The sequence below is a fragment of the Kineococcus deserti genome (assembly GCF_050871945.1).
In the GTDB taxonomy this organism is placed as follows: domain Bacteria; phylum Actinomycetota; class Actinomycetes; order Actinomycetales; family Kineococcaceae; genus Kineococcus.
Genome location: NZ_JBJLSI010000023.1, coordinates 31593 through 47562 on the forward strand (window position 1 = coordinate 31593; position 15970 = coordinate 47562).

The following is a 15970-nucleotide window of genomic DNA, read 5'->3' on the forward strand; positions in this document are numbered from 1 at the left end:
ACCGCCCCCGGCGCACCCTCGCCGTCATGACGCCGATGACGCCGATGACGCCGCTGACGACGCTGACGACGAGGAGTGGCACGAGGTTGCGCGAACGGTTCCGGGGCGCGCTGCTGCGGCCGGGGGAGGAGGGGTACGACGAGGCCCGGCGGACGTGGAACGGCGCGGTCGACCGCAGGCCGGCGCTGATCGCCCGCTGCGCCGGCGCCGACGACGTCGTCGAGGTCGTGCGCTGGGCGCGGGACCAGGACCTGCCCCTGACCGTCCGCGGCGGCGGCCACTCCGTGCAGGGACACGCCGTGGCCGACGGCGCCGTGACGGTCGACCTGTCGCTGCTCAAGGGGGTGCAGGTCGACCCGGCCGCCCGCACCGCCCGGGCCGCCGGCGGCGCGGTGTGGGGGGAGTTCGACCTGGCCACGCAGCGCCACGGGCTGGCCACGACCGGGGGAACCGTCAGCCGGGTCGGCGTGGCCGGGTCCACCCTCGCCGGCGGATTCGGGCACCTGGCGCGCCGGCACGGGCTGACCGTCGACAACCTGCGCGCGGCCGACCTGGTGACGGCCGACGGCCGGCGTGTGCGCGCCGACGCCGACCGGACACCGGAACTGCTGTGGGGGTTGCGCGGTGGCGGCGGGAACTTCGGGATCGCCACGGCCCTGGAGTACGACCTGCACCCGGTGGGCCCGCTGGTCCTGGGGGGTTTCGTGTACTGGCCGCTGGACCAGGCGGCACTGGTGCTGCGGGCCCTGGCGGAGTTCTCGGCCACGGCCCCCGACGAGTTCTCCGCCGTCGTGGTGGCGCACCGCGCACCGCCGCTGCCGTTCCTGCCGCCCGCGTGGTCCGGGCGCCCGGTGCTGGGGTTGCTGCTGGCCTGGTGCGGCGGGTTCGAGGAGGGGACCCGGGTCCTGGCGCCCCTGCGGGCCGTCGGAAATCCCGTCGCCGACGCCGTCCGGCCGATTCCCTACCGCGTGCTGCAGACCGTGCTGGACGCCGGCGTCCCCGGCGGTGACGCCGCGACCTGGCGTTCGCAGCGGCTGGAGCGGCTGACCGACCCGGTCGCGCAGGAGGTCGCCGCCCGGGTGGAGTCGGCACCGTCGCCGCAGGCCGTGGTCACCGGCTGGGTCCTGGGCGGTGCGGCCGGCCGGGTGCCGGCCGAGGCCACCGCCGTCGGTGGACGGGAGGGTTTCGAGCTGCGGTTCGTCGCCCTGTGGCCCGCCGGCACCGATCCCGGGCCGCACCGCGAGTGGGTGCGCCAGGGCTGGGAGGCGTTGCGGCCGTACGCCACCGGTGAGCAGTTCGCGACGTTCCTGTCCGACGAGGGCCCGGCCGGGGTGCGGGCCGCCTACGGTTCCCGGCTGGCCCGGCTGGCCGCCCTGAAGAACACCTACGACCCCGGCAACGTCCTGTCCGCCAACGTCAACATCGTCCCCTCGGGAGGTTCGAAGTGAAAGTTCTCGTGACCGGTGCGACCGGCTCCGTCGGAGCGCACGTCGTGCGCGGGCTGTGCGAGCGCGGGATCCCCACCCGCGTTCTCGTCCGCGACGCCTCGGCGTCGCCGCCCGGAGCCGAACCCGTCGTCGGCGACTTCGCCGATCCGCCTTCGCTGGCCCGCGCGGTGAGGGGCGTCGACCGCGTCTTCCTGGCCTGCGGCAACGTTCCCGGTCAGGTGGCGTACGAGTGCGCCGCCGTCGACGCCGCCCGGGTCGCGGGAGTCGAGCGCGTCGTGAAGCTCTCCGGACCGCACCCGTCCCCGGACTCGCCGCTGGTCTTCGAACGGTGGCACGCGCAGATCGAGCAGCACCTGCTGTCCTCGGGGGTTCCGTGGGTCCTGCTGCGGCCGCGGACGTTCTGCACGAACCTGCTGGCCTCGGCCGCCGCGGTGGCCGAGGGGGTGCTCCCGGCGCCGGCCGGTGACTGCCGGATCGCCTACGTCGACCCGCGCGACGTCGCGGCGTGCGCCGTCGCGGCGCTGACGGCGGACGGCCCGGCGGGTGGTGTCTGGGAGCCGTCGGGACCGGAGGCCTTGTCGCACGCCCGGATCGCCGAGGAGTTGTCCGCGGCCACGGGGCGGCCCGTGCAGTACGTCGACCTGCCCGAGGACGTGGCCCGGGCCGGCATGCTCGGGGCGGGCCTGCCCGGGGAGGTGGTCGAGTTCGTCCTGCGGTTCTTCGCCGGCGCCAGGGCCGGAACCGTCGACACGTCCGCCACCGGTGCGGTGCGGGCGCTCACCGGGCACGACGCGCGGCCGTTCGCCGAGTTCGCCAGGGAGCGCGCCGCCGCCTTCGGGCGCTCGCCGGTGCGGGCCGCGGCCACCTGAGGTGCGGACGCCTGCGCGGTAGGCCATCCTCGAGGTGGATCGTCGAGCCAGCGGCGCGCCCTGACCCGAGAAGCCGGTCGTGAGCCGGCAGGACCCGACCACCCGAGAGGCCCGACGTGGAAACCTCCCGCGCAGCACTGCCCAGCCAGCCGTACGGAAGGACGGGTGACCCGGCGGTCGACGCCGTCGGGACACGGGGCGGGCCCGTCCGGCGGCACGCGCAGGCCACCGGCGCCCTGCTGACCCTCCTCGGCGTCCTCGGCTTCGTGCCCGGCATCACCGCGAACTACGACGAGATGGGGTTCTTCCGCAGCGACGCCCAGTTGTTCGGCGTCTTCACGGTCTCCGTCGTCAGTTCGGCGCTGCTGTTCCTGTACGGCGTGACGGTGCTGGCGTTCGCGGGGTCGGTGCGGCAGGCGCACAAGAACGTCGTGCTGCACGCGCTGGTGCTCATCGGCATGGGGGTCGCCGGGGCGGGCATCGTGGCGAACTCGCCGGCCGACGTCCTGCCGACCAATCCGGCCAGCAACTGGCTGTACCTGGCGCTGGGCGTGATCACCCTGGTGGGCGGGCACGTCAGCAGGCAGCGGCAGGTCCAGCGCCACGGCGCCTTCTGAGCCGCCTCCTCAGCACCGCGAACCCCGGGTCGTCCACGGCGGACGGCCCGGGGTTCACGCTGTCCGGCGGCGCAGCGTGAGTTCACGCAGGCCCAGGAACAGCGGGAACGTGAACGCCAGCGCGAGGGCGAACGTCAGCGGGACGAGCAGCCACGACCAGCGGGTCCAGCCCAGCCGCCGGCCCTCGACGACGAAGAGCACGCAGGCCGCGAGCGCCACGACGAGGACGTCGACGGCCGCAGACGAACTGGCGGGGTTGACGAACCACGCCTCGACGTAGCCCAGGCCCTGCGGGTCGGCGATGAACCGCAGGTTGAAGGTCCAGGTCCCGACGAGGCCGGCCAGGGCCAGGGCGAACCAGACGGCGGCCAGGGCGGGGCTGCCCCGGTGGGCGGTGGGCGGGTTGCCCGGAACGGTCACGGCACACCTCCGATGACGGCAACGCATTGACAGTTCCACTATCGATAGAAACACTACCACTCGTGCGCATCTCCGAGCTCAGCTCCCGCAGCGGCGTCAGCACGGCGTCGATCAAGTACTACACGCGGGAAGGGCTGCTACCCGCGGGGGAGCGCACGGGCTACAACCAGACCGAGTACACCGACGCCCACCTCCAGCGGCTGCGGCTCATCCGCTCCCTCATCGACGTCGGGGGCCTGCCGGTGGCGGCCGTCGCCCGCGTCCTCACCGCCGTCGACACCCCCGAACTCCCCCTCGGGGAGGTTCTGGGTGTCGCCCAGCACGCTCTGCCGCAGGCGATCGCACCACCTTCGGCGCAGGCCGTGCAGCGCGCCGAGGCCTTCGTCGCCGAGCACGGCTGGCACGTCCACGACGGCAACCCCGGCCTGCGCGCCGTGGCCGGTGTCCTCGACGGCTGGGCCGGTGTGGGGCGCGAGGACCTGGTCTCGGTGCTGCCCGCCTACGCCCGCGCCGCCGACATCGTCGCCGCGGCGGACGTCGACGCCGTCTCCGCGGGGATCCGGGCCGCCGCCGAGGGCGGTGACCGCGACTCCGCGGCCCAGACCGTCGTCGTCGGGACCGTCCTGGGTGACCAGCTCCTCGCCGGCCTGCGCCGCATCGCCCAGGAACACGCCGCCACCCAGCGCTACGGCCTCAACCCACCCACCGATCGGAGCACGCCGTGAGCACGATCGCCCCATCCACCCCTCGCACCACCCTGCCCGTTCCCGTCCGCTGGAACCGGCCCCTGCTCGTCCTGGCCGCCGCGATGGCCGTCCTGTCGGTGGCCTGCCTCGTCCTGGCCGTCGCCGACCCCCGGGAGGTGCTCGGCCAGAACGCCTGGTTCAAACCGCTGAAGTTCTCGCTCTCGATCGGCATCTACGCCGTCTCGTTCGCCTGGCTCGTGGGTCTGCCCGGGCTGCGCCGGCCGCGCCTGGCCGGGGTCGCGGCGTGGGTCACCGTGGTGGGGCTCGTCGCCGAGATCGTGGTCATCACCTGGGCCGCCGCCGCGGGGACCACCAGCCACTTCAACGTGGCGACCCGGCTGAACACGGCGTTGTGGGGCGTCATGGCCGCCTCCATCGCCGCCGTGTGGGTCATGACGCTGCTCGTCGGGCTGCTGGTGTTCCGCAGCCCGCTGCCCGACCGGGCGCGCACGCTCGCCCTCCGCGCCGGTGTCGTCCTGGGCCTGATCGGCATGGCGCTGGCCTTCCTCATGACCAGCCCGACCCAGGACCAGCTCGACGACCACCGGGGCGTCGTCGGTGCGCACGCCGTCGGCGTCGCCGACGGGGGACCCGGGCTGCCGTTCCTGGGCTGGAGCACCGAGGGCGGGGACCTGCGCATCCCGCACTTCGTCGGACTGCACGCCCTGCAGGTGATCCCCCTGGGGCTGCTGCTGCTGGAGGTGCTCAGCCGTCGGGCCACGGCGCTGCGGGACGAGCGCACCAGGTTCCGGCTGGTCCTGGTCGCCAGCCTCGGCTACGCCGCGCTCACCGGCCTGCTGACCGTCCAGGCCCTGCTGGGGCAGCCGTTGCTGCGGCCCTCCCCGGCGGTGCTCACGGCCGCTGCCGTGCTGGCCCTGGCCGTCAGCGTTCCGGCGGCAGCAACGCTGCGCCGAGCGCGGTGAGCAGTTCGACGACCTCGGCGCGGTCCAGGCGCACGGTCGAGGTGCAGGTGGTGTCCTGCCAGACCGACAGGACGACGCGGCCGGCCTCGGGGTGGGTCGTGACCCGCAGCGCCCGGCCGGGCCGGTCGGCGTCACGCACGACCCCGGTGCGCGTGCCTCGCTCGACGGTGTGCTCCACCACCTGAGTCTGCGCTTCCCGGCACCCGCTGTCCACGGAACCGGCGTCTCCGGTGACGGCGCGAACCGCCACTGCGATCCGCCGGCGCGGCGGCAGCTCACCGCGCGGACGCTCGGCTGGTCCGCCCGCTGGACGGCGGTGTGATCAGGGGATGCGTGCCACCCAGTCGCGGGTGGCGAACTTCTCGCGCACCAGCTCCTCGGCGGCCTCGAGCTCGGCGGCCGTCAGGTCCGAGTCGGCCAGCCCGTACTGCCGGCGGAACGTGGCGACCATCGAGTCGATGACCTCCTCGCGCGGCAGCCCCGTCTGCCGGCGCAGCGGGTCGACGCGTTTGGCCGCGCTGGCCAACCCCTTGCCGGACAGCTTCTCCCGGCCGATCCGCAGCACCTGCAGCATCTTCACGGCGTCGATGTCGTAGGACATCGTGACGTGGTGCAGCACGGTTCCGTCCGCCAGGCGCTTCTGCGCGGCGCCGGCGATCTTGCCCTGCTCGGTCGCGATGTCGTTGATGGGCTGGTACCAGGCCTTGACGCCCAGATCGCCCAGCGCCACCAGCACCCAGTCGTCGAGGAACGCGTACGACTCGGTGAAGCTGAGCCCCTCGACGAGGGAGCCGGGGGCGTAGAGCGAGTACGTGATGGTGTTGCCCGGTTCGACGAACATCGCCCCGCCGCCGGAGATGCGGCGCACCACCTCGACCCCGAGGCGCTGCGCGGCCTCGCCGTCGACCTCGTTGACCAGCGACTGGAAACTGCCCAGGACGACGGCCGGGCTCGCCCACTCCCACACGCGCAGCGTCGGTCCCCGGCGCCCGGCGGCGACCTCACGGGTCAGGACCTCGTCCAGGGCCATGTGCACCATGGGCGCCTGCGGGCCGGTGTGCACGAACTGCCACTCGTGGTCCAGCCAGCCCGTGGCGCCCCCGACCGCGCGGCGGACGGTGGTCGCGACGGCCTCCGGGGTGAACCCCAGCAGGACGGCGTCGTGCGGCAGCGCCGCGCGCACCCGGCCCGCGATGTCGGCCGCCTCCGTGTCGGCCGGCAGGCCGGTCAGCGCGGCGTCGATCGCCTCGAGCGCGTCGTCGGGTTCGAGGAAGAAGTCGCCGCTGAGCCGGACGTCCGCCAACCGCCCCTCGAGCACGTCGAGGTCGACGACGACCAGCTTCCCGCCGGGAACCTTGTACTCACCGTGCACGGTCGAAGGCTACGTCGTGCCGCCCGGCGTGCTTGTGGCGGTACATCCGGCGGTCGGCCTCGAGCAGGAGGGCGTCGACGCCGCCGTCGGTCTGCGGCTCGAACGTCACCGCACCGATGGACGTCGACACGGAGCAGGACCCGTCGGCCAGCACCACGGGCTCGGCCACGGCTCGGCGCAGCCGATCCACCAGGTCGGGACGACGGTCCTGGACGACGACGACGAACTCGTCGCCGCCCAGCCGTGCGACCAGTCCCAGTGCGCCGACGACCTCGGCGATCCGCCGCACGGTGACGCGCAGGACCTCGTCGCCCGCGGCGTGGCCGTGGGTGTCGTTGACGAGCTTGAAGCCGTCGAGGTCGAGCACGAGCAGTTCCCAGACCTGCTCGCCACCCCGGAGGCGCCGCTGCCGACGTGCCTGGAGTTCCCGGTCGAGCCCGCGGCGGTTCCACGCGCCGGTGAGCTCGTCACGGACCACCGCGGCGGCGGCTTGTTCGGCGCGTTCCGCCTGCACGACGTGCCACAGGGCCTCCACGAGGGCCAGCGCCAGGGCCACCGCGACCAGCCCGACCTGGTGGCCGGTCAGCGTGCGCTGCGTGAGGCCGGCGGTGGACACGACCAGCACGCTCACCGGCAGCAGCAACCGCCGCAGGACGCGCAGGAGGAGGCCGGTCGCCCTCGTCGTGCCCACTGCTCCGGGTGGCAGCGCGGCCAACGGCGCGACGGGGTCACCGCGGCGCAGCAGGACGACGGTGCAGAAGGCGCAGCCGGCGAGGGCGAGGGTGAAGGACAGGACGCCGGTCCAGGCCGTCGACTCCAGGAGGCTGAGCAGCATCAGCGCGTCGGCGGCGGCCAGGGTCAGCGCGGCCGTCGCCGGGGCGGCTGACGTGAGGGTCGTGCCCTGCCGCACGAGGAGCCCGGCCGCCGCGGCGACCAGTGCGACGTCGAAGGCCAGGAAGACGGAGTACGGGCGGTTGTGGGCGATGAAGGCGCCCAACGGGGTGAGCAGGGCGAGCAGGGTCGCCGCGCTGGTCGCCACCTGGGCCACGCCGAGGGCGCCGCCGAGCGACGACCCTCCCCGGCGCCGCGCTGCCTCCGGCAGGGCGAGAGCCAGGAGGAGAGCGCCGAGGGGGTAACGCAGCAGCATCGCCGCGACGGTGGCGGCGGGCTCGTGCTGACCGGTCGCGTAGGCCACCGCCGGCGACGCGGCCGTGAGCAGCCAGTAGGAGTCCCCGGCCGCGGTCAGCGTCGCCCAGCCTGCCAGCAGCCCGACGATCCACCGGGCACGGGTGGTCGGGGCCAGCGCCGCGGTCGTCGCCAGCACGGCCGAGGCGGCCACCTCCACCAGCACCACCGGGGCGTCGGTGGCGCCGGCGTAGGTGTTGACCATGAGCGCCCACACCAGGGCCAGGCCGCTGATCGACGCGACGTGCAACCGGTTCCCGCTGCGCAGCCGCACGAGAGCCCCGCCCCCTTCCGCCGAGGACGAATCCCTCTGTCGCCCAGCCTGGCACGCGGACGAGCGTTTCAGGGCGGAGTTCGGGAACTCCCCTCGCGACGTCGACCGAACGGGTCAGTCGACCAACGACGACGCCAACCACGCGCGCGGCGTCCCGAACCCGGCGAGCAGTTCCTCGGTGCGCGGGCGCAGCTTGCGGCACAGGGTGTTGACGGCCGTGGTGATGGCCTTGGCGCGCAGGGTCGTCATCCGCCGGTGCTCCAGGTACCAGCCCTTCTCGGCCTCCAGGAGCGCCAGCACGTGCAGGTCGCAGACGTCGCCCAGCAGGGTGGCGACGGCGGGGTCCTCGCACCGGGCGATGGCTGCGGCGAAGGCCTCGGCCACGATGCGGTCGGTGTGCGCGCGCCCGGCCAGCAGCAGGTGGTCCTGCAGGTCGTCGATCGCCGTGAACCGGTCCGCCTCCGGCTTGGACCGGGCCCGCCGCATCCGCTTGGCGAGCGACTCGGTGATGTGCCGCTCCCGGTCGGTGAGCATCCGCAACTGCCAGGCCCGGTCGTGCAGGTCGTCGGGCACCCGGCCGGCCTCGACGACGTCGGCGACCAGCGAGCGGGCCGGACTGCGGCCGGCGTAGGTGGTGACGAAGTCGCGGGTGGCCAACCGGGCCATGCCCAGGGTGTCGAGGTCGGAGAACTGCTGCGCGTACGAGGTCAGCAGGCCCTTGGCGACCAGTTGCAGCAGGACGGTGTTGTCGCCCTCGAAGGTCGTGAACACGTCGGTGTCGGCCTTCAGCTGCGGCAGCCGGGAATCGGCGAGGTAGCCGTTGCCGCCGCAGGCCTCCCGGCAGGTCTGCAGGGTCCGGGTGGCGTGCCAGGTCGAGGCGACCTTCATCGCCGCGGCGTGTCCCTCGAACGCCCGCTGCCGGGCCGGGTCGGGTTCGGAGCCGGACAGCTGGACGCCGAGCAGTTCGTCCATCTCGCCCATGAGCTCGTCCTGGGCGAACGACAGCGCGTAGGTCGTGGCCAGCGGGACGAGCAACCGGCGCTGGTGGGCGAGGTAGTCGAGCAGGACGACCTCGTCGTCGCCGCCGGGGCGTTTGAACTGCGTGCGGCGGGCGCCGTAGCGCAGGGCGATCTCCAGGCCGACCTTCGTCTGCGACAGCGCACCCCCCGAGACGCTGACCCGGCCCTTGACCAGGGCTCCGAGCATCGTGAAGAACCGGGAGTTCGCGCTGGCGATGGGGGAGGAGTACGTGCCGTCCTCGGCGACGTCGGCGTACCGGTTCAGCAGCGCCGTGCGCGGGATCCGCACGTGGTCGAAGCTCAGCCGGCCGTTGTCCAGGCCGTTCAGGCCCATCTTGCGCCCGTCGTCCTCGCGGGTCACGCCCGGGACGTCGTTCCCGTCGCGCCGCAGCGGCACGACGAAGGCGTGCACGCCCCGCGGTTCCCCGGCCGTCACCAGCTGGGCGAACACCACGGCGATGTCGGCGTCCTCGGCCGCACCGCCGATGTAGTCCTTGCGGCACGAGGCGTCCGGGGTGTTCACCACGAACTCCTGCGTGCCGGGGTCGTACGTCGCGGTGGTGCCCACCGAGGAGACGTCGGACCCGTGCCCCGTCTCGGTCATCGCGAAGCAGCCGACGAGTTCCAGGCGCAGCAGCGGGCCGAGGAGTTCGGCGTGGTGGCGTTCGGTGCCCAGGGCCTGCACGGCCCCGCCGAACAACCCCCACTGCACACCGGACTTGATCATGAGCGAGGCGTCGCCGAAACCCAGCATCTCGAACTGGGCGACCTGACCGCCGGGGGAGTCCCCGCCGCCCCAGCGCGAGGAGTACCCGAGTTCGTGACCGCCCCACCGGGCCAGCGTCCGCAGCCGCTCGCGGGTCAGGTCGCGGTGCTCGCGGGTGGACAGGTGGTCCAGCGGGCCGAAGAGGTCCTGGGGAGCCTGCCGGCGGAAACGTTCCTTCAGGTCGGCGAACCGGCCGTCGAGGTGCCGGCGCAGCGCCTCGGTGTCCAGCGGAGCGGCGGTCGGTGCGGGTCGTTCCTCGATCGTGGTCACGGAACCTCCTCCGGGGCGGGCGCCAGGACGGCGGACAGGCCGCCCCAGGCGAGACTGGTCAGGTCGGAGACGAGCGTGGCGGCCGGGATCCGGTCGGTGCTGGAGATCCACCGGTCGGCGGCGGTGCGGATCATCGCGATGAGGCCGTGCGCGAGGGCGTCGGCGGAGGAGTCCCGGGCACCGGCGACGCGCAGGTGGGCCGTGATGGTGCGCGCCGTCTCGGCGGCGATGGTGCCGGAGAGGCGCTGGACGGGATCGCTGGAGACGGGCCGTTCGAGCAGCGGGTGCGAGACGACGAACCGGTAGACCTCCGGGTCGGCCTCCACGAGCCGGACGTACGCGGCGATGATCGAGGCCAGGGCGTCGCGCGGGCCGGTGGCCCGCTCCACGGCCTCGCCGAGTTCGCGCAGGATCCGGGAGTTCACCCGCTCGGCGACCGCGAGGTAGAGGTCCTCCTTGTCGGTGAAGTGCCGGTACAGGACGGTCTTGCTCGTTCCCGCGACGGCGGCGACCTCGTCCATGCCGACCCCGGCGCCCTTGGCGGTGATGGCCCGCAGCGCGGCGGTCACGAGTTCCTCGCGGCGACGCCGGCGGTGCTCGACCCACCGGGTCCGCCGTCCGTCCTGCGCGAGTCCGTCCTCGATGACATCCACTCCTCGACGGTACCTCCTACGACGGGTATCGGGTACTGCAAGTACCTGATAACTTCGGGGACGTCCACGTCGTACGAGGAGGTTCCGTGACCAGACGCGCCGCCATCGTCGGCGGAAACCGCACACCGTTCGTCCGCGCCGGCCGCCGCTACGCCCAGGCCTCGGCGCAGGACCTGCTCGTCGCCGCCCTCGACGGGCTCGTGGCCCGCTACGGGCTGGCGGGGGAGCGGCTCGGCGAGGTCGTCGCCGGCGCCGTCCTCAAGCACAGCCGCGACCTGAACCTGACCCGCGAGGCCGTGCTGTCCACCGCGCTGGACCCGGCCACACCCACCTACGACGTGCAGCAGGCCTGCGCCACGGGCCTGGAGACGGCCGTGCTGGTGGCCAACAAGATCGCCCTGGGGCAGATCGAGGCCGGCATCGCGGGCGGGACAGACTCCGCCAGCGACGCACCCCTCGCCGTCGACGACGGGCTCCGCCGCGTGCTGCTGGAGGTCTCCCGCGCGAAGTCCCCGACGGCGCGGCTGGCGGCGCTGGCGAGGTTGCGTCCCGGGCAGCTCAAACCCGTGCCGCCGCGCAACGCCGAGGCCAGGACGGGCCTGTCGATGGGCGAGCACGCCGCCCGCACGGCGCTGGAGTGGAAGGTCTCGCGCGAGGAGCAGGACGAACTGGCCCTGGCCAGCCACCGCAACCTCGCCGCCGCCTACGACCGCGGGTTCTTCGACGACCTGCTGACCCCGTACCTGGGCGTGCGCCGCGACGACCTGCTGCGGCCGGACACCTCCCTCGACAAGCTCGCCGCCCTCGAACCCGTCTTCGGTGCGGACCTGGACGGCGCGGCGACCATGACGGCCGGGAACTCCACGCCCCTGACCGACGGGGCCGCGGCCGTCCTGCTGGCCTCCGACGAGTGGGCCGCCACCCGGCGCCTGCCGGTGCTGGCCCACCTGGTCGACGCCGAGACGGCCGCGGTCGACCACGTCCACGGCGAGGGCCTGCTCACCGCACCCGTCGTCGCCGTCCCGCGGTTGCTGCAGCGCAACGGGTTGACGCTCGCCGACCTGGACCTGGTCGAGGTCCACGAGGCCTTCGCCTCGACCGTCCTGGCGACCCTGGCGGCGTGGGAGGCCAACGGCACGGGAACCGTGGAACGGCAACGGCTCAACGTCGCCGGTTCCTCGCTGGCGACGGGGCACCCGTTCGCCGCGACGGGCGCGCGCATCCTGGCCACCACGGCCAAGCTGCTGCACGAACGCGGCGGCGGCCGGGCGCTCATCTCCATCTGCGCCGCAGGGGGCCAGGGCATCGCGGCGCTGGTGGAGGCGTGATGGTGCTGGGTGCCGATCCGTACGGTGCGCTCGTGGGCACCGGGCCGGGCAGGTTCCTCGCCTCCCGCGCCGGGCTGCCGAAACCTCCGCGGTTGCGGCGGTACGAAGCCGGTCAGGACCTGCTGACCGGTCCCGCGCGCGTGCTCGGCCTGAGCGGTGCCTCCTGGACCGCCGAGGTCACCGGCTGGCTGCGCGCCGCGGGCGTCGAGGTCGTCCTGGGGAACGACGGCGACGAACGGCTGGGAGCCGTCGTCGTCGACGCGACCGGGCTGCGCCGGGTCGCCGAGCTCGAGGAGCTGCGCGCCGGGCTGGCCCCGGAGTTCAGGCGGACCACCGGCCGGGTGGTCGTCCTGTCCGCGGTCCCGGCCGAACTGCCGGACGTGGAGGCCCGCGCCGTCCAGCAGGGTCTGGAAGGTTTCGTCCGCAGCCTGGCCAAGGAGGCCCGCGGCGGGACGACCGTGAACCTGCTGCGGGTCGCCGACGGCGCCCGGACGTCGGTGCGGTCGGCGGTGGAGTTCTTCTGCTCGGCCCGCTCGGCGTTCGTCGACGGGCAGCCGCTCGTCGTCGGCGCCGGAGTTCCCGTGCCCCCCCGGGACCGTCGGGTCGCCGTCGTCACCGGTGCGGCGCAAGGCATCGGAGCGGCCACCGTCGAGGTGCTGGCGCGCTCCGGGCACCACGTGGTCTGCGTCGACGTCGCCGCCTCGGGGGACAAGCTCGCCGCCGTCGCCAACCGCGTGCAGGGGTCGACGTTGCACCTGGACGTCACCGCCGAGGACGCGCCCCGGACCCTGGCCACCCACCTGGCCGACCGGTTCGACGGCGCCGACGTCGTCGTGCACAACGCCGGCATCACCCGCGACAGGTCGTTCGTGAACCTCGACGAGGCCGCCTGGGGTTCCGTGCTCGCGGTGAACCTCGCCGCCCCGATCCGGCTGACGACCGGACTCCTGGACCACCCCGGGGCGCTGGCGCCGGGCGCGCGGTTCGTCTGCCTGTCCTCCATGAACGGCCTGGCGGGAGCCAGGGGACAGACGAACTACGCGACCAGCAAGGCCGGACTCGTGGGGCTCGTGCAGGCCCTGGCCGGTCCGCTGGCGCAGCGCGGTCTCGCGATCAACGCCGTCGCCCCCGGGTTCGTCGAGACGCCGATGACCGCGGCCATGCCGCCGGTGCCGCGGGAACTGGGCCGGCGGATCTCCAGCCTGCAGCAGGGCGGTCTGCCGGTCGACGTGGCCGAGACGATCGGCTGGCTGGCCCAGCCGGACGCCGCGGGCATCGACGGTCAGGTGCTGCGGGTGTGCGGCCAGAACCTGCTGGGGGCGTGATGGCGGACCGTGAACTGACCGCTGAGCCCTCGCTGCCGCAGTTGTACGCGCGCTCGGTGCTGACCCGGCCCCGGCGCTCGGTCGACTTCCCCCGCACCCGCGTCGTGCGGCGCGGGGTGCGGTTCGACCTCGCCCGGCTCGCCGCCTTCTGCCGCAGCACCGGGTTCCCCGTGCGCGACACCGTGCCGCTGCCGTTCCCGCACCTGGTGGGTTTCGGCCTGCAGGTCGACCTCATGGTGCGGGACCCCTTCCCGTTCGGGCTGCTCGGGCTCGTGCACCTGGCGCAGGAGTTCGAGCAGACCCGTCCGCTGCGCGCCGAGGAGACCGTCGACGTGAGCGTGCGGGCCGTGGGGATGCTGGCGCACCGCCGCGGCGCCACCGTCGACCTGCAGACCGAGGTCGCCGCCGCCGGGCACGTCGTGTGGACCGGCCGCAGCCGCTACCTCGCCCGCGGCGTGAACTGGCCGGGCCAGCCCCGCGACTTCGAGCGGCTCGAGGCGCCGGAGGGGCAGGGAACGCTGTGGCGGGTGCCCGCCGACGCCGGCCGCCGCTACGCCGAGGTCAGCGGGGACGTGAACCCCATCCACCTGTCCGCCCTGACGGCCCGGCCCCTGGGGTTCCGCCGCGCCCTGGCGCACGGGATGTGGACCGCCTCCCGCGCCCTGGCCGACCTCGGCGGTCCCGCGCTGCAGGCGGGCCGGTACGAGGTGGACTTCGGCGCGCCGCTGCTCGTGCCGGCCACCGTCCGGCACGTCGCCCGTCCCACCCCGGCGGGGTGGGTCAGCGCCGTCCGCAGCCGCGACGGCCGCAAGCTGCACCTGGCCACCCGCCTCACCACCCGCGCCTGACCGAGCCGGACCCGCGAGTGCACGATCACGGGAGGGTGTGATCACGGAGGAGGCATGAGGTTCGTCACGGGCCGGGTGTGCAGGAGCGGCGGAAAGTCGTGATCGCGGGCACGGGGCGTGGGCCGGATCCGGGGCCAGCCTCGAGGACATGAGCGCAGTCGTCGTCAGGGACCTCACACGCACCTACGCCGGTGGCACCCGGGCGGTGCGCGGCATCAGCTTCTCCGTCCGCCGGGGGGAGGTGTTCGGGCTCCTGGGCACCAACGGCGCCGGCAAGACCTCCACCGTCGACGTCGTCACCGGCCTGGCCAGGCCTACCACGGGCAGCGTCAGCGTCCTGGGCCACGACCCCGTCCGCGACCGCCGCGCGGTCCGCCCGCGCACCGGCGTCGTGCTGCAGTCGGGCAACCTGCCCGGTGAGCTGACCGTCGCCGAGACGCTGCAGATGTGGAGCGGCACGCTGACCCGCAGCCGCCCCACTGCCGAGGCCGTCGAGGCCGTGGGCCTGCAGCACAAGCTCGACGCCGCGGTGAAGTCGCTGTCCGGCGGGGAACGCCGCCGGCTCGACCTGGCCGTCGCGCTGCTCGGCCGGCCCGAACTGCTCGTCCTGGACGAACCCACCACGGGGCTGGACGCGCAGTCGCGCCGCTCGGTGTGGGAACTCGTGCGCGAACTCGTCGCCGGGGGAACGGCCGTCCTGCTGACGACGCACCACCTGGAGGAGGCCGAGGAACTGTCCGACCGCCTGGCGATCATGCACCGCGGCCTGGTCGCGGCCGAGGGCACCATCGCCGACGTCGTCGCCGGTCACCGCTCCGAGATCCGCTGGCGGGCCGAGGCCGGCCACCCCGACCCGGCCGACCTGGACGCCGGGGACACCGTCAGCGTGTCCGGCCGCCACGTCGTCGTCCGGACGAACCACCTGCAGCGCAGCCTGTCCCGCGTCCTGGCCTGGGCCGACAGCCGCACCCTGGTCCTGCCCGAGCTGAAGGCCACTCCGGCCTCGCTGGAGACCGCGTTCCTCGAACTCGCCGCCACCACCACCGAACGTCCCGAGAACACCGTCGGAGAGGCCGCCTGATGAGCACCCTCGAGAAGACCGTCCAGAACAGCCCCGCGGTCGAGACGACCAGCAGGGTCCCCGGCACCCTGCGCCGCACCTGGTCCCTGACCCGCGCCGAACTGCTCCTGCTGCGGCGCAACAAGACCCTCATGTCCATCGCGCTCGTCATGCCGATCAGCGTCATCGGCCTGTTCAGCCTCCTCGAGGGAGGCGTCGGCGACGGCGGGGACGCCACCGCGCTGGCCATCGCCAGCACGGTCGGGATGCTGCTGCTGTTCGTCGTGTACTACAACGTCCTGTCCACCGCGGTCGCCCGCCGCGAAGAAGGTGTGCTGCAACGCCTGCGCACCGGGGAGGCGGCCGACGCGGAGATCCTGGTGGCGCTCGCGGCACCCGCCGTGGCCATCACCCTCGTCCAGACGGTCGTCCTGGCGGCCGCCGGTGCCGCCGTCCTCGGCCTGCCCGTCCCGGAGAACCCGCTGCTGTGCCTGGCCGGTGTCCTCGCCGGCAGCGCCGTGTTCACCGGGCTGGCGCTGATCACCGCGATGTTCTCCCGCACGCTGGAGTCGGTGCAGGTGACGAGCCTGCCGGTGCTCGGCATCGCCGTCCTCGGCGCCGGGATGGCCCTGCCGCTGGAGGTGCTGCCCGAGCGTCTGGGCGACATCGCGCAGTTCACCCCCCTGTCCCCGGTGCTCGACCTCGTGGGCGCCGGCTGGACCGGCAGCCCGTCCGGCGCGGAGGTCTGGCAGGCCGCCGGGGTGGTGCTGGCCTGGATCGTGCTGAGCGTCGTGGTGGTGCAGCGGCGGTTCCGCTGGTCGCCGCGGGTGTGACCTCTGGCAGAGTC

The 15970-nt window shown here is 74.1% G+C and carries 16 protein-coding genes; 10 read left to right on the top strand and 6 right to left on the bottom strand.

The annotated features are described in order from the left end of the window. The first annotated feature begins 26 nt into the window (after positions 1-26). From ACRYR2_RS16795 to ACRYR2_RS16805, 3 genes are all read left to right on the top strand, one after another. Positions 27-1448, top strand: a complete 1422-nt coding sequence (locus tag ACRYR2_RS16795) for an FAD-binding oxidoreductase (RefSeq protein WP_432564037.1) — start codon at positions 27-29, stop codon at positions 1446-1448. A gap of 8 nt (positions 1449-1456) precedes the next feature. Beyond that, complete coding sequence (locus tag ACRYR2_RS16800) at positions 1457-2317, top strand: NmrA family NAD(P)-binding protein (RefSeq protein WP_432564038.1); 861 nt, start codon at positions 1457-1459, stop codon at positions 2315-2317. A gap of 116 nt (positions 2318-2433) precedes the next feature. Beyond that, a complete protein-coding gene (locus ACRYR2_RS16805) occupies positions 2434-2934 on the top strand; it encodes a DUF4383 domain-containing protein (RefSeq protein ID WP_432564039.1) in 501 nt (166 codons plus the stop codon). A gap of 54 nt (positions 2935-2988) precedes the next feature. Here the strand turns inward: ACRYR2_RS16805 and ACRYR2_RS16810 are convergent, their stop codons facing one another. Further along, the gene (locus ACRYR2_RS16810; RefSeq protein ID WP_432564040.1) at positions 2989-3354 is read right to left on the bottom strand and encodes a DUF2834 domain-containing protein; all 366 of its coding nucleotides are present in this window, start codon (positions 3352-3354) and stop codon (positions 2989-2991) included. Between the two features lie 62 nt (positions 3355-3416). Here ACRYR2_RS16810 and ACRYR2_RS16815 point away from each other — a divergent pair, with 62 nt between their 5' ends. Next, positions 3417-4079, top strand: a complete 663-nt coding sequence (locus tag ACRYR2_RS16815; RefSeq protein WP_432564041.1) for a MerR family transcriptional regulator — start codon at positions 3417-3419, stop codon at positions 4077-4079. Further along, positions 4076-5023, top strand: a complete 948-nt coding sequence (locus ACRYR2_RS16820) for a hypothetical protein (RefSeq protein ID WP_432564042.1) — start codon at positions 4076-4078, stop codon at positions 5021-5023. Before ACRYR2_RS16815 ends, ACRYR2_RS16820 begins: the two co-directional genes overlap by 4 nt. Here the strand turns inward: ACRYR2_RS16820 and ACRYR2_RS16825 are convergent. The 5 genes from ACRYR2_RS16825 to ACRYR2_RS16845 all read right to left on the bottom strand — a co-directional run bounded on the left by ACRYR2_RS16825 (position 4983) and on the right by ACRYR2_RS16845 (position 10562). Then, positions 4983-5201 (bottom strand): hypothetical protein, encoded by a 219-nt coding sequence (locus tag ACRYR2_RS16825; RefSeq protein WP_432564043.1) that lies wholly within the window; start codon positions 5199-5201, stop codon positions 4983-4985. The genes ACRYR2_RS16820 and ACRYR2_RS16825 overlap by 41 nt on opposite strands. A gap of 144 nt (positions 5202-5345) precedes the next feature. Further along, the gene (locus ACRYR2_RS16830) at positions 5346-6395 is read right to left on the bottom strand and encodes a lipoyl protein ligase domain-containing protein (protein ID WP_432564044.1); all 1050 of its coding nucleotides are present in this window, start codon (positions 6393-6395) and stop codon (positions 5346-5348) included. Further along, positions 6385-7854, bottom strand: a complete 1470-nt coding sequence (locus ACRYR2_RS16835; protein WP_432564045.1) for a GGDEF domain-containing protein — start codon at positions 7852-7854, stop codon at positions 6385-6387. Before ACRYR2_RS16835 ends, ACRYR2_RS16830 begins: the two co-directional genes overlap by 11 nt. Positions 7855-7968: 114 nt before the next feature. Continuing rightward, positions 7969-9909 (bottom strand): acyl-CoA dehydrogenase family protein, encoded by a 1941-nt coding sequence (locus tag ACRYR2_RS16840; protein WP_432564046.1) that lies wholly within the window; start codon positions 9907-9909, stop codon positions 7969-7971. Then, positions 9906-10562 (bottom strand): TetR/AcrR family transcriptional regulator, encoded by a 657-nt coding sequence (locus ACRYR2_RS16845; RefSeq protein ID WP_432564047.1) that lies wholly within the window; start codon positions 10560-10562, stop codon positions 9906-9908. Before ACRYR2_RS16845 ends, ACRYR2_RS16840 begins: the two co-directional genes overlap by 4 nt. Positions 10563-10648: 86 nt before the next feature. Between ACRYR2_RS16845 and ACRYR2_RS16850 the strand changes: the two genes are divergently transcribed. The 5 genes from ACRYR2_RS16850 (at position 10649) to ACRYR2_RS16870 (ending at position 15956) form a co-directional block, all read left to right on the top strand. Next, positions 10649-11890 carry an acetyl-CoA C-acetyltransferase gene (locus tag ACRYR2_RS16850; protein ID WP_432564048.1) on the top strand — a complete coding sequence of 414 codons (1242 nt, stop codon included), beginning with the start codon at positions 10649-10651 and terminating at the stop codon, positions 11888-11890. A 32-nt stretch (positions 11891-11922) separates the two neighbouring features. After that, entirely contained in the window at positions 11923-13215 is a 1293-nt protein-coding gene (locus ACRYR2_RS16855; protein ID WP_432564049.1) for a 3-oxoacyl-ACP reductase, read from the top strand. Then, on the top strand, positions 13215-14063 hold the full coding sequence (locus tag ACRYR2_RS16860; protein ID WP_432564094.1) for a MaoC family dehydratase: 849 nt from the start codon (positions 13215-13217) through the stop codon (positions 14061-14063). Before ACRYR2_RS16855 ends, ACRYR2_RS16860 begins: the two co-directional genes overlap by 1 nt. Before the next feature lie 148 nt (positions 14064-14211). After that, positions 14212-15144, top strand: a complete 933-nt coding sequence (locus ACRYR2_RS16865; RefSeq protein ID WP_432564050.1) for an ABC transporter ATP-binding protein — start codon at positions 14212-14214, stop codon at positions 15142-15144. Then, the gene (locus ACRYR2_RS16870) at positions 15144-15956 is read left to right on the top strand and encodes an ABC transporter permease (RefSeq protein ID WP_432564051.1); all 813 of its coding nucleotides are present in this window, start codon (positions 15144-15146) and stop codon (positions 15954-15956) included. Before ACRYR2_RS16865 ends, ACRYR2_RS16870 begins: the two co-directional genes overlap by 1 nt. Positions 15957-15970 lie beyond the last annotated feature (14 nt).